We start from the raw sequence: 12,420 nt of genomic DNA on the forward strand, positions 1-12,420 counted from the left end.
TGATATCGCGGTGGCCTGTTCCGCTCAGGTGCGACGCAACAGGTAGCTGTCCATTATCCAACCGTTTGCGGCGCGCGCTTCGCTGCGTTTATCCACGATTTTCTGCCCGACATCGGTCAGGGCTCCTTCGATAAGGATCTGCTTTTCGGAGCCAAGATAAGCGCCCCACCAGATATGAAGGCCGGCCGGGTCGATCTGCTGGAATGAGCACAGTCCGTCCAGCATCACGACTGCGGTGGTTTCATTTTCAGGCAGGCCGGTCTCGCGCAGTTGTCTTCCGGTCGTGATACGCACGGGGCCGTCCACGGTGTTGAGCGGAATGGCGTGGGCCGCGGTCAGTGCCTGAATTGCCGTGATCCCGGGCACGACGCGGATCGCCGGTTTCGGGGAAAGACATTCGGCGATCCGGATGGTGCTGTCGTAGAGCGACGGATCGCCCCAGACGAGCAGAGCCACCGGCCCGTCGACGGATTGCCCGCCCAGGGCCGTAATCCAGCGCCGGGCGATCTCGTCGTGCCAGGCGGCGACGCGTTCGATGTATGGCAGGTCGGGGTCGCGCACCGGGTATTCGAAGGGCACGATGCGGGCCGTGCTGCCGGACGCGGTGATGATGGCGCGCCTCAGGTGCGCCAGATCCTCTTTGTCGTCGCCTTTTGTCGGCAGCAGGATGACGGCGGCGTTCCGGAGCGCATCCGTTCCTTCTAGGGTGACATGCGCGGGGTTGCCCGTGCCGATGCCGATGAGCCAGAGATTTTCGATCATTGGCTGGGTCCGGTCCTGGCCCGCCGCATCGCGCCGAGGGGGCGGGTATATGGGGCGCGTCGTTGCATCATGTGTCTGCCAGAGATCCGTAAAGGATGAGGGCGGGATGGTCGCTGCTCTCTTGCGCCAGAAGGTCCGACAGGGTTGCGACGGTGTGGCGGGTGATCTTCTGTTCCGGGCGGCTGACGGCTTCGGCCAGGATCGCGGGGGTCGTAGGCGGAAGGCCGGCATCCATCAGGCGCGCGGCCAGTTGCGGAAAGGTGCGCTTGCCCATGAAGACGACGGTGGTCGCGGCGGGATCGGCTAGGGCGGCCATGTTGACGTCCTCTGGCAAGGCGCCGGTGACGTCGTGGCCGGTGATGTATTGCACGCGCCGGGCGGTCAGGCGGCGGGTCAGCGGAATGCCGGCGGCGGCCGCGGCGGCATTCGCCGAGGGAACGCCGGGGATGATTTCGTAGGGGATCTGCTCGGCCTTGAGGGCGACGATTTCTTCTTCTAGCCGGCCGAACACGCCGCTGTCGCCGGATTTCAGCCGGACGACGCGCTGATCCATGCGGGCGTAGTCCACGAGCAGGCGGCTGACGTGGTCCTGCTTGGGCGAGCTGCGCCCGGCCCGCTTGCCCACGCCCACAAGGTCGGCGCCGCGCCGTGCGTGGGCCAGGATAGGGCCCGAGGACAGGTCATCGAACAGCACGGCGTCGGCCCGCTTGAGCCGGTCGACGGCCTTGAGCGTCAGCAGCTCGGGGTCGCCGGGACCCGAGGACACAAAGGAGACGAAGCCGGTCATTGCGGCTCGTCCCCGGTGATCAGGTGAAAGAACGTGCCGGAGACGTGACCCCGGGTCGAGCCGGTTTCCGGCACCGGGTTGCCATCGGCATCCGCGACCTGCGCCAAGGGGGCGTCGGGTTGGTCGAGAATGGTGGAATAGTGGAATTCATGACCGCGCAGGGTTGCGCCTGCATCGAACCCCGGCATCGGGGCCGAAAGGGTCGCGCGCCGGTATCCAAGGTGGAACTTGCGCTTTTCATAGGAGGTGACGAGGCCCAGCAGCCCGGCCATTTCGTGGCGCGTGCCGTCCTTGTCGATCAGAGCCTGGCCAAGGGCCATGTAGCCGCCGCATTCGCCATGGACCGGCTTTGCCTCGGCATGTTTGCGCAGGGCGGCGCGGAACCGCGTGGCGGCGGCAAGCTTGCCGGCGTGCAGTTCGGGATAGCCGCCGGGCAGCCAGACGAGATCGGCGTCGGGATCGGGCGCTTCATCCGCCAGGGGGGAGAAGGGCAGGATCTGGGCCCCGGCGGCGTGCCAGCCTTCCAGCAGGTGCGGATAGGTAAAGCTGAAGGCGGCGTCGCGGGCGATGGCGATGCGTTGCGCGGGCGGGTGGGGCAACGCTGCGGGCGCGGGCAGGGGGGCGCCGAGGGCGGCGGATTTGATTGCATCCAGATCGACATTCTCGCGCAGGAAGGCGGCATAGCCGGCGATGGCGGCGTCGAGGTCGGGATGCTCGACTGCCTGGATCAGCCCCAGATGGCGTTCCGGCAGGGTCAGGTCGCCGCGCCGGGGCAGGACGCCCAGCACGGGCATTCCCGCGCGGTCCATTCCCAGCCGGGTCAGCCGCTCGTGCCGCGGCGAGGCACATCGGTTGAGGATGACCCCGGCGAAGGGCAGGTCTGGCATATATTGCCGGAACCCCAGCGCCGTTGCCGCGGCGGATTGCGCCTGGCCGCCCACGTCGAGCACCAGCACTACGGGCCAACCCATGGCCAGCGCGGTTTCCGCGCTTGACCCGAAGCCTTGCTGGCCGCGCGTGGCGACGCCGTCATATAACCCCATGGAGCCTTCGGCCACGCAGATATCCGCGCCCGCGGCCTGCCCGGCGATGGCCTGCCACAGGCCCTTGCCCATGGCCCAGCCGTCGAGGTTGAAGCTGTCGCGCCCGCAGGCGGCCTTGTGAAAGGCGGGGTCGATGTAATCGGGGCCGGACTTGAACGGTTGCACCTTGAGCCCGTCATCGGCCAGCGCCCGCAGAAGGCCCAGCATCACGGTCGTCTTGCCGGTGCCCGAGGAGGGCGCGGAGATCAGCAGGCCGGCGCTCATGACGTGCCTTCGCTTTCCGGGGTCCAGTCAGACCATTGGCTGTCGGCGCTTTGCGGCCGGTAGCGGCGGTCGTAATCCACGGCATAAAGGCAGGACTCGTCGAAGCCTTCGCCGGCGAGCGCGGGCCCGACGAGGATCAGTGCGGTGCGCGTGATGTCCTCGCCCAGGCGGGAGACGATATCGCCGAGCGTGCCGCGGATGATCTGCTGATCCGGCCAGGAGGCGCGGTAGACCACGGCGACCGGACAGTCGGCGCCATAGGCCGGAGAGAGGTCGGCGGTGACGGTGTCGAGGTTCTGGATCGACAGGTGAATGGCCAGCGTTGCGCCGGTGGCGGCGAAGTTGGCCAGCGTCTCACCCGCGGGCATCGACGAGGCGCGACCGGGCGTGCGGGTCAGCACGACGGATTGCGCGATGCCGGGCAGGGTCAATTCCGCGCCGAGTGCCGCGGCGGCAGCAGCGAAGGCCGGCACGCCCGGCGTGACCGACACGAGGATGTCGAGCGCCCGAAGCCGGCGCATCTGTTCGCCCATCGCCGACCAGACCGAAAGATCGCCGGAATGCAGTCGGGCGACATCCTGGCCGGCCTGATGCGCGGTCTGGATTTCCGCAATGATCTGGTCGAGATCGAGCGGTGCCGTGTTGATTATACGCGCGCCCTCGGGGCAATGCGACAGCACCGCCTCGGGCACAAGAGAACCGGCGTAAAGGCAGACCGGGCAGGAGGCGATGATGTCGCGGCCGCGCAGGGTCAGAAGATCGGGCGCGCCGGGACCGGCGCCGATGAAGTGAACGGTCATGGGGTCTTTCCTTGGGCCAGGGCACAGGTGGCCATACGGTCGGTTGAAATGGAGCGGGGGGCCAGCAGCGTCGCGCCGGGGCCAGCGGCGGCAAGGGCCGCGGCTTCGGCGACCGAGCCGGTGCCGCGTGCGCGCAGGGACGCGGCGGAAGTGCTCTGCGTAGCTTGTCGCGCCAGGTCTTCGGGTGACACCGCGTGCAGGGGCAGGCCAAGTTCACGGGCGAAGGGCGCCAGTTGATCGGCCTTGTCCTGCGCGGTGGCCAGGGCATCAGGCGCGCCGCCAGTCCGGGCCAGGGCATCGCGGAACGATGCGTGCGTGGCGCGCGTGGTAAAACCCATCCCGGCGACGATCATGGAAAGCTCCATTGCGTGATCGGATAGGCCTGCGTCCAGCCGTGTTTGCGTCCCATGGGTTGCGCTTGTGCCACTTCGAAGCGGTGCAGCTCGCCGCCGCGGCGGGCGTGGGCGTCGGCCAGAAGCGCCTCTGATTCCAGAGTGACCGCGTTTGCGACGATGCGCACGTCATTCAGTCCTTCGATAAAGGTCAGAAGGTCGGAGGAAAGACCGCCGCCAATGAAGACGGCGTCGGGTTTCGGCAGGTCTTTCAGAGCGGCTGGGGCCGAGCCTTCGACCACGTGCAGGCGGTCGACGCCGAGCGCGCGGGCATTGGCGTTTATCAGCGCGATGCGGTCGGCGCGGGGCTCGACGACGCTGGCCGCAAGGGTTGGATCGCAGAGCAGCCATTCGATCCCGATTGTGCCCGAGCCGCCGCCGATGTCCCAAAGGTGCTCGCCCGGACGGGGGGCCAGCGTAGAAAGAGTCAGCGCCCGGATGTGGCGCTTGGTCATGACGCCGTCGGTTTCAAAGAGCGTGTCGGGCAGGCCGCTGGCGCGGGGCAGGGCGGGGCCGTTGCCCGCAATCTCGATCGCGGCGCAGACCGGGTGGGCGAAATCGCCGGACAGGGCGTCGGCGGTGGTGTGCGTCATCCGTTCGCGTGGGCCGCCCAGTGCCTCCATCACCGTGACCTGTGAGGTGCCGAACCCGGTGTCGTGCAGGTAGGCCGCAAGCTCTGTCACCGCGTCGCCATCGCGCAGCAGGACGATCAGGCGCACGCCCGGCGACAGGTGCGGGCGCAGGCGGGTCAGCGGTGCCGCGTGCAGGCCGGTGCAGATCGTGCGGTCGAGCGGCCAGCCCAGGCGATTGGCGGCCAGGGAAAACGTCGACCGGCCCGGATAGGCGTGCCACTCGTGTCGGTCCAGGTGCCCTGTGATCGTCGTGCCCGCCCCGAACCAGAACGGGTCACCGGACGCCAGGACAACGCAGGGCGTGCCGCGCAGGGCCAGCAGGTCTTCGACCCCCTTGGCAAAGGGCACGGGCCAGGGGATCGTGCGGGCGGACGTCTCGATCAGTGACAGGTGCCGCTGCGGCCCCATGACGATTTCCGCGGCCTCGAGCGCGGATCGGCTTGCGGCGCACAGGCCGTCCGGGCCATCTTCGCCCAGACCGATGATTGTCAGCCACGGAGCCTCAGACATGACACCGACCGTTCTGCTGCTGGGTGGCACGACCGAGGCTATGCAAATGGGGCAGGCACTGGCCGCGCAGGGCGTGCGGGCCACGATCAGCCTTGCGGGACGGGTCAAGACCCCCGCGGAACAGCCGCTGCCGGTGCGCATCGGCGGGTTTGGCGGAGTGGACGGGCTGGTTGCCCACCTCAATGCGGAAGGCGTTACCCATGTCATCGACGCGACCCATCCCTTTGCCGCGCAGATGAGCGCCAACGCGGTTGCCGCCTGTGATGCGCTGGGCCTGCCCCTGCTGGCACTGACCCGGGCGCCGTGGCAGGCCGGGGCGCAGGATCGCTGGACCCATGTGCCGGATGTGGACGGTGCGGTGGCTGCGCTGGCCGGTCCGGCGCGGCGCGTTTTCCTGGCGCTGGGGCGGATGAACCTGCCCGCCTTTGCCGCGCAGCCGCAGCACGACTATCTGTTGCGGCTCGTCGATGTGCCGGACCGGGTGCCGCTGCCCAAGGCGCAGGTCGTCGTCGATCGCGGGCCGTTCGAGGTGGAGGGCGACCTGGAATTGATGCGGGCGCATGGCACCGATCTGGTCGTGTCCAAGAATGCGGGCGGCACGGGGGCGCAGGCCAAGATCATCGCGGCGCGACAGCTTGGCCTTCCGGTGGTCATGATCGACCGGCCCGCCCTCCCGGCTCGCGCCGAGGCGCATAGCGTCGAAGTGGCGCTGGACTGGCTTCATGGCGTCACCGCGCGCGGCGTATAGACGATGGGCGCGCCGCGCCGCTCGATCAGCCGGGTGGTGGAGTTGCCGACCAAGACCACAGTTCTCATGTCGGCCATCTCGGGCGTACATTGTGACAAGGGCACGACGCGCAACGATTCCTCGGGCGTGTTGACGGCGCGGGCGAATATCACCGGGCGATCGTCGCCGCAGGCGTCGTTCAGGATGTCCAGTGTTTTGGCAAAGCCTTCGGGTCGGGATTTCGACCGCGGATTGTAGAAGGCCATGGCGAAATCCGCCTCTGCCGCGAGGCGCAGGCGTTTTTCGATCAGCGACCAGGGCTTGAGGTTGTCGCTGAGGTTGATGGCGCAGAAATCGTGGCCGAGGGGGGCGCCCGCGCGCGCGGCGGCGGCCAGCATAGCGGTGATGCCGGGCAGGACGCGGATGTCGAGGTCGCGCCAGTTCTCCGGGCCGGCCTCGACCGCCTCGAACACCGCCGAGGCCATTGCGAAGACGCCCGGATCACCGGACGAGACGACGACCACGCGCTTGCCTTCGCTCGCCATCTCAAGCGCGTGGCGGGCGCGGTCCAGTTCGACACGGTTGTCGGAGGCGTGCAGCGTGAGGCCCGGACGTTCGGCCACGCGGGCGACATAGGGAATGTAGCCGACCACATCGGTGGCGTGGGCAAGCGCTGCGGTGACCTCCGGCGTCACCAGGTCGTCCGCGCCGGGGCCGAGCCCTGCTATGACAACGCTTTCCGTCATGGGCGCCGGCCCTGCCCGTGCACGATGATTATCGAGAAGTATGGCGTGATCTTGTCCTCGGCCTCGGACAGGCGCTGGACCGTCTGGTTGGGCATCGAGGCGTATTCCACCAGCCACGCCGCATCGTACCGGCCCGCCCGGCGCAGGGCGCGGCGGATCTTATCGATGTTGCGGCCGATCTTCATGATCACCAGCGCGTCGGCCCGCGCCATCTGTTCGACCAGCGTGTCCTCGGGCAGGGTGCCCATAAGGGTCGAAAGGATGTCGTCGCCCCATGTGATGGGCGCGTCCGTGGCTGTCCATGCGGCGGACATGCCGGTGATGGCGGGCACGACCTGCACCGGGCAGTGGTCGCGCAGGCGTGAATGCAGGTGCATGAAAGAGCCGTAGAAGAACGGATCGCCCTCGCAGACGATCACCACATCCTCGCCCGCGTCGGACAGGGCGCGCAGGCGGTCGGTGCAGGCCTGGTAGAAGGCCGACAGAATTTCGTTGTAGCGCGGATCGGTCAGCGGAATTTCCGTGGTGACGGGGTATTCCATGGCAATCTCGGCCACGTCGTCGCGCAGCATCCCCTCGACGATGCGCCGGGCCTGTCCCTGTCTGCCCGCCTTGCGGAAAAACGCGACATGCCGCGCGCCGCGCAGCAGACGGTCGGCCTTGACCGAAAGAAGCTCGGGGTCGCCGGGGCCGAGGCCCACGCCCCAGATCGTTCCGGGCGTGCTCATTCCGCGCGGCTCGCGATGGCGTTGATGGCGGCCACGGTGATGGCGCTGCCGCCCAGGCGGCCCTCGACGATGCAGCAGGGCACCGGCTGATCGGCCCAGAGCGCATCCTTCGATTCGCGCGCGCCGACAAAGCCGACGGGGCAGCCGATGATGGCCGCCGGGCGCGGGCAGTCCGGGTCTTCGAGCATGTTGAGAAGATGGAAAAGAGCCGTGGGCGCATTCCCGATGGCCACCAGCGCCCCGGCCAGTTTCGGGCGCCACAGTTCCAGCGCGGCGGCGGAGCGCGTGTTGCCCATCTCTCGCGCGCGCTCGACGATGCCGTCGGCGTGCAGGGTGCAGATCACCTCGTTGTCGGCGGGCAGGCGGCTGCGCGTGACACCCTCAGACACCATGCGCGCATCGCAGAAGATCGGCGCGCCGTTTTCAAGCGCAGCGCGGGCGGTGCTGGCAAATCCGGGAGAGAAGCGCACATGCTCTTCCAGCCCGACCATGCCGGCGGCGTGGATCATGCGGACGGCAATGGGTTCTTCATCGGGGTCGAACCGCGACAGCGCGGCTTCGGCCCGTATGGTGGCGAAGCTTTCGCGGTAGATGGCCGCGCCGTCCTTTTCGTATTCGTATGGCATCAAATGGTCTCGTTCAGGTCTTCGGGGCTTAGGCCCTCTGCGCAGGGTGTGTCCCACGGCGCTCCGTTGTGGACAAGGTCGAAACGTCCGTCGCGCCCGGTCAGGGTGGTGTCTGCGGCGCGGGGAAGGGCGCAGCCCTTGGCGCAGCCGGAGACGTGCAAGGTGCCAAGGATGCGGGGGGCGAGATGGCGGGCGATGTCCATCGTGGGCACTGTTGCCTGAGGGCAGAAGGGCGCGCCGGGGCAGGCGTGGGCGGACATGAGCGGATTGCCGGGTTCGGTGACGAAAGGCGTGTCGGTCGGCGCGCCGTCCACCAGTAGGAAGAGACGGTTCAGCATCAGGCGCATGTGCGATGCGCCGCTTGTTTCGAGAAGGGTCTGTAGATCGGTGGCGGCCATCTTACCGAACGGTGCACCGAGGATGAATCCTTCGGGTATGAGGCCTGGGTTGATTGGGGCGGACTGCGCGCGCGGTTCCGCGACAGTCCAATCTTGTGGAAGGGGGTGCGAGGCCAGATGCCGCGCCATGCGACCTGCCGCGTGACCGCCGGTCTCGGCGAACCATTGCGCCAGGTCCAGAAGGGCGGATGTGGCCGAAGCCTCTGTCACGGGGCGGGCCTTGGGGGCGCCGCTGGCGCGCAGGAGCAGCGCGCCAGCGGTGTCCAGTTCGAACCGGAAATCGGCCGAGCCGTCGACCAGAGATGCGTCTGGGCCGGTGTCGATGGCAAAGCCCATCTTTTCGGGTAGGTCGGGAAGCTGCGGAAGGGTGGCGAGGACCCGGTCATAGAGCCGGTCGGTAAGCCCGCCCGCATCACGCCGGGCCGGGACGAGGATGTTGCGGTGTCCCTCGATGGCGGGGTCGGCATCTATCAGGCCGAGCGAGTCGAGGGCGGCAAGTAGGGCAGGATGGTCGGCCTCGGTGACGCCGCGCAGTTGCAGGTTGGCGCGCGAGGTCAGGTCAATCACGCCGTTGCCGAAACGCTGCGACAGCTCGCACAAGGCCAGCACTTGCGCCTTGGTTAGCTCGGCCCGGAAGGGCCGCACGCGCACGACCAGCCCGTCGCCCGACATCATCGGTCGGTGCGCGCCAGGGCACCAGCCTTTGACGATTGGATGTGTCGCGCCGCTCATGCGCTGTCCTCGAGCCCGGCCAAGATGGCGTTGCGGCGGGTTTGCCATAGCCCGGCATCGAGCAAGGCGCGGAACCGGGCCTGCATGGCGGCATATGCTTCGGGGTTGGCCTCGCGCAAAAAGGCGTCGGTGTCGGGGTCGCCCAGCGTCGCGTCGTGGTAGGCGTCAAAGAGATGCGGGCCGACGACCTGAGCGAGGTTGGCGAAGGCGGCCATGTGGTCGAGCGTTGCGGCGATTTCGGCGGCGCCTCGGAACCCGTGCCGCTTCATGCCTGCGATCCAGCCCGGGTTGGTGGCGCGGGCATGGACGACGCGTGCGATCTCCTCGGGCAACGTGCGGGCGCGCGGGCGCTTGGGATCGGTGTTGTCGAGATGGTAAAGCGCGGCGTGCCCGCCGGTGACAGATTGCGCGGCGGCAAACCCGGCCTCGTGCGTGGCATAGTCGGCGGCCAGCAGAAGGTCGGATTCGGGCAGGTCCTGAAGGTGGACGAAGCTGTCGGCATTCTCGACCCTGGCGCGGATGCCGGCGTCGTCGCGGGTGGCCTCGTCGCCGTCGAGCGCCCAGGCGGAGGCGGAAAGCCACGCCTCGCCCGCCTGGGTGCGGGCCTCTGCGGTATAGGTTTCGGGCGCGGTGCCCATGCCGAGGCCGAAATTGCCGGGGGCGGGGCCGTAGACGCGTGCGCCCGAGGCGTGACCCGCATAGGGGTTCCAATCGTGGGCTTCGTCGCGTTGTTCGAGGGCGCGCACCGCTTGCGAGAAGAGGCCCGAGAGCGTCGGGAAGACGTCGCGGAAGAGGCCCGAGACGCGCAGGGTGACGTCGATGCGGGGGCGGTCCAGTTCGGCGATGGGCAGTACTTCGAGCCCCGAGACCCGTTCCGAGCCCTTGTCCCAGACCGGCCTTACGCCCAGCAAATGCAGGGCCATGGCGAATTCCTCACCCGCCGTGCGCATGGTGGCAGACCCCCAGAGATCGACGATCAGGCCGCGGGGCCAGTCGCCTTCTTCCTGCAAGTGGCGGCGGATCAGTTCCTCGGCCAGCTTGACGCCCTGGGCGTATGCGGCCCGCGTGGGAACCGAGCGCGGATCGGTGGTGAAGAGGTTGCGCCCGGTGGGCAGAACGTCATCGCGGCCGCGATAGGGCGAGCCGGAGGGGCCGGCCGCGATGCGGCGTCCGTCGAGCGCCTCGAGCAGGGACTGCCGCTCGGCCCGGGCGCTGTATTGCATCGGTTCCGCGTCGGTATCCGGTCGGCCCCAGATGTGCAGGCCGTCGCCGAACATGCTTTCCTTGATGTCGCACACAAAACGGTCGATGCGGGTGATCGCCTCGGCGGTCGATGTGGCGCGGTCGAGGCCCAGATCGTCTTCGACACCAAGGGCCTGCGCCTCGGCGCGGATATCGGCCTGCAGACGGTCGCGGCGCCGGGGGTCGAGGCCGTCGGCGGTGGAAAACTCGTCAAGCAGCGATTCCAGCGTCGACAGGCGGTCCGGCGCTGCGCTGGCCTGCATCGGCGGGGGCACGTGGCCCAGGGTCACGGCGCCGATGCGGCGCTTGGCCTGCGCAGCCTCGCCCGGGTCGTTGACGATGAAAGGGTAGATGACGGGCAGCGTGCCGGTCAGCGCCTCGGGCCAGCAGGCGGGGGACAGGGCAACGGCCTTGCCCGGCAGCCATTCAAGCGTGCCATGCGCGCCGATATGAACGAGCGCGTCGGCTTCGGTCTGGAGCCAGAGGTAGAAGGCAACATAGGCATGGCGCGGCACGCGGGAAAGGTCGTGATAGTCGTCGTCGCGGGTTTTGGGCGTGCCACGTTCGGGTTGCAGCGCGACGATGGCGTTGCCGAGGCGCAGCGCGGCGAAGCGGAATTCCCCGTCCACGACATCAGCGTCGTCCTCGGGACGTCCCCAGGCCAGGTAGAGGTCGTCGCGCAGAGGGGCCGGGAGCCGCGCCACCAACGTCTTGTAGTCCGCAAGCGACAGGCGCATGTCTCGCGCCAGCAGGCGGTCTTCCAGGGCGTCAGGTGTCTCGTCCAGGGTGTAGCCGGCGTCGCGGAGGTCAGACAGAATGGCACGGGCCGAGGCGGGGGCGTCGAGGCCCACGGCGTGGCCCATTTGCCAGTCCTTGCCGGGATAGGTGGAGAGGATTATCGCCGAATGACGCGACGCGGCGGGCTTGGCAGCGAGGTCGAGCCAGCCTTGCACGCGGGCCACGAGTGCGGCGGTCAGGTCCGGCTCGGCCCGGTGCGCGAAGCGGGAAAACTCCAGATCGGGATCCCGCACGCCGGGTTCCTTGAACGAGACCGTGCCGCCGGTCAGGCGGCCGTCGACCTCGGGCAGGACGATGTGCATGGCAAGGTCGGCGGGTGAAAGACCACGCTCGGAGCCGTCCCAGGCCTCGCGAGTGGAGGTGGCCAGCGCGGCCTGAAAGACCGGGACGTTGCCCGCGTCGAGCGGCGAGGTGCCGTCGTCGCCCTTGCCTGAAAAGGCGGTGGCGTTGACGATGGCGTGGGGGCCGTAGGCCTGCACCTGCCGGCGCAGCCAGCCCGCCGCCTCGGGGGCCTTGAGCGACGGCGTGAAGAGCGCGCGGACATGGTGGCCCTGCGCCTGGAACGCCCGCATCAGCGCCTCGATCGGGGCGAGGTCGGCGGCCACCACATAGGAGCGGTAGAAGACGATCAGGATGCGGGTCTGCGCGACGGGCAGGTCGGCGAGCGGGCAGCAGGCGCCATACTCGGGCGTCCAGGCGCCGACCATGGGCAGTACCTTGGCCCCGCGCACCGGCGCTGCGTAAAGGCCCGCGGCCAAGGCCAGTTGTTGCAGGGCGGCCTGCGCCGCGATGCTGCCGCCGTTGTCGCAAAGTTCCGCCAGCCTTCGCAGGGTCGAGACGGGCAGGGTGGAATAAGCGTCGAGCCGGGGGTCGGGCCGGCCGTCGGCGGGCAGGACGGCGAGCGCGATGCCTTTCTCCTGCGCCAGGGCCAGAACCTGTTGCAGCCCGTACTCCCAGTAAGGCACCCCGCCGATCAGCCGTATCAGGATGCCCCTGGCGCCGGTCAGCGTCTGTTCCACATAGGTGTCGACCGACAGCGGGTGTCGCAGGGCGGTGAGGTTTGCCAGGCGCAGGCCGGGCAGGCCGTCGCTCCGCCGATGCCAGCCTTCCGCGAAAGCGCCAAGGTCGCTGTCGGAAAACGACAGCACCACCAGATCCGCCGGGCTTTGGCCCAGGTCGGTCGGGGTGTCGGTTTCTTCCAGACCGTGGCTTTCGCGGAAGACGACGTGCATC

At 68.6% G+C, this 12,420-nt stretch carries 12 protein-coding genes; 1 reads left to right on the forward strand and 11 read right to left on the reverse strand.

Annotated features, from left to right (window positions below; all coding sequences use genetic code 11):
* Positions 1-24 precede the first annotated feature (24 nt).
* The 6 genes from cobF to cbiE all read right to left on the reverse strand — a co-directional run bounded on the left by cobF (position 25) and on the right by cbiE (position 5,190).
* Complete coding sequence (cobF, locus tag KUV49_RS18385; RefSeq protein WP_222452412.1) at positions 25-762, reverse strand: precorrin-6A synthase (deacetylating); 738 nt, start codon at positions 760-762, stop codon at positions 25-27.
* Positions 763-829: 67 nt separating this feature from the next.
* Entirely contained in the window at positions 830-1,549 is a 720-nt protein-coding gene (gene cobA / locus KUV49_RS18390; RefSeq protein WP_222452413.1) for a uroporphyrinogen-III C-methyltransferase, read from the reverse strand.
* Positions 1,546-2,856, reverse strand: coding sequence for a cobyrinate a,c-diamide synthase (locus tag KUV49_RS18395; protein WP_222452414.1), 1,311 nt, complete (start codon positions 2,854-2,856; stop codon positions 1,546-1,548). Before KUV49_RS18395 ends, cobA begins: the two co-directional genes overlap by 4 nt.
* Positions 2,853-3,656 (reverse strand): precorrin-4 C(11)-methyltransferase, encoded by an 804-nt coding sequence (gene cobM / locus KUV49_RS18400; protein ID WP_222452415.1) that lies wholly within the window; start codon positions 3,654-3,656, stop codon positions 2,853-2,855. The genes KUV49_RS18395 and cobM overlap by 4 nt, the downstream gene beginning before the upstream one ends.
* Positions 3,653-4,009: a cobalamin biosynthesis protein gene (locus KUV49_RS18405; RefSeq protein WP_222452416.1), complete on the reverse strand. Its 357-nt coding sequence runs from the start codon at positions 4,007-4,009 to the stop codon at positions 3,653-3,655. Before KUV49_RS18405 ends, cobM begins: the two co-directional genes overlap by 4 nt.
* Positions 4,006-5,190 carry a precorrin-6y C5,15-methyltransferase (decarboxylating) subunit CbiE gene (gene cbiE / locus KUV49_RS18410; protein WP_222452417.1) on the reverse strand — a complete coding sequence of 395 codons (1,185 nt, stop codon included), beginning with the start codon at positions 5,188-5,190 and terminating at the stop codon, positions 4,006-4,008. The genes KUV49_RS18405 and cbiE overlap by 4 nt, the downstream gene beginning before the upstream one ends.
* On the opposite strand from cbiE, the gene KUV49_RS18415 reads away from it, so the two are divergent.
* A complete protein-coding gene (locus KUV49_RS18415; RefSeq protein WP_222452418.1) occupies positions 5,189-5,938 on the forward strand; it encodes a cobalt-precorrin-6A reductase in 750 nt (249 codons plus the stop codon). The genes cbiE and KUV49_RS18415 overlap by 2 nt on opposite strands.
* Here the strand turns inward: KUV49_RS18415 and cobJ are convergent.
* Genes cobJ through cobN form a run of 5 tightly spaced genes read right to left on the reverse strand, consistent with a single transcriptional unit; the run spans position 5,911 to position 12,419 of the window.
* The gene (cobJ, locus tag KUV49_RS18420) at positions 5,911-6,663 is read right to left on the reverse strand and encodes a precorrin-3B C(17)-methyltransferase (RefSeq protein ID WP_222452419.1); all 753 of its coding nucleotides are present in this window, start codon (positions 6,661-6,663) and stop codon (positions 5,911-5,913) included. The two genes, KUV49_RS18415 and cobJ, sit on opposite strands and share 28 nt — an antisense overlap.
* Entirely contained in the window at positions 6,660-7,391 is a 732-nt protein-coding gene (locus tag KUV49_RS18425; RefSeq protein WP_222452420.1) for a precorrin-2 C(20)-methyltransferase, read from the reverse strand. Before KUV49_RS18425 ends, cobJ begins: the two co-directional genes overlap by 4 nt.
* Complete coding sequence (locus tag KUV49_RS18430; RefSeq protein ID WP_222452421.1) at positions 7,388-8,017, reverse strand: precorrin-8X methylmutase; 630 nt, start codon at positions 8,015-8,017, stop codon at positions 7,388-7,390. The genes KUV49_RS18425 and KUV49_RS18430 overlap by 4 nt, the downstream gene beginning before the upstream one ends.
* A complete protein-coding gene (locus tag KUV49_RS18435) occupies positions 8,017-9,147 on the reverse strand; it encodes a cobalamin biosynthesis protein CobG (protein ID WP_222452422.1) in 1,131 nt (376 codons plus the stop codon). The genes KUV49_RS18430 and KUV49_RS18435 overlap by 1 nt, the downstream gene beginning before the upstream one ends.
* Complete coding sequence (cobN, locus tag KUV49_RS18440) at positions 9,144-12,419, reverse strand: cobaltochelatase subunit CobN (RefSeq protein WP_222452423.1); 3,276 nt, start codon at positions 12,417-12,419, stop codon at positions 9,144-9,146. Before cobN ends, KUV49_RS18435 begins: the two co-directional genes overlap by 4 nt.
* Position 12,420 lies beyond the last annotated feature (1 nt).

This window comes from Roseovarius atlanticus (genome assembly GCF_019802205.1).
GTDB classification, from domain to species: domain Bacteria; phylum Pseudomonadota; class Alphaproteobacteria; order Rhodobacterales; family Rhodobacteraceae; genus Roseovarius; species Roseovarius atlanticus_A.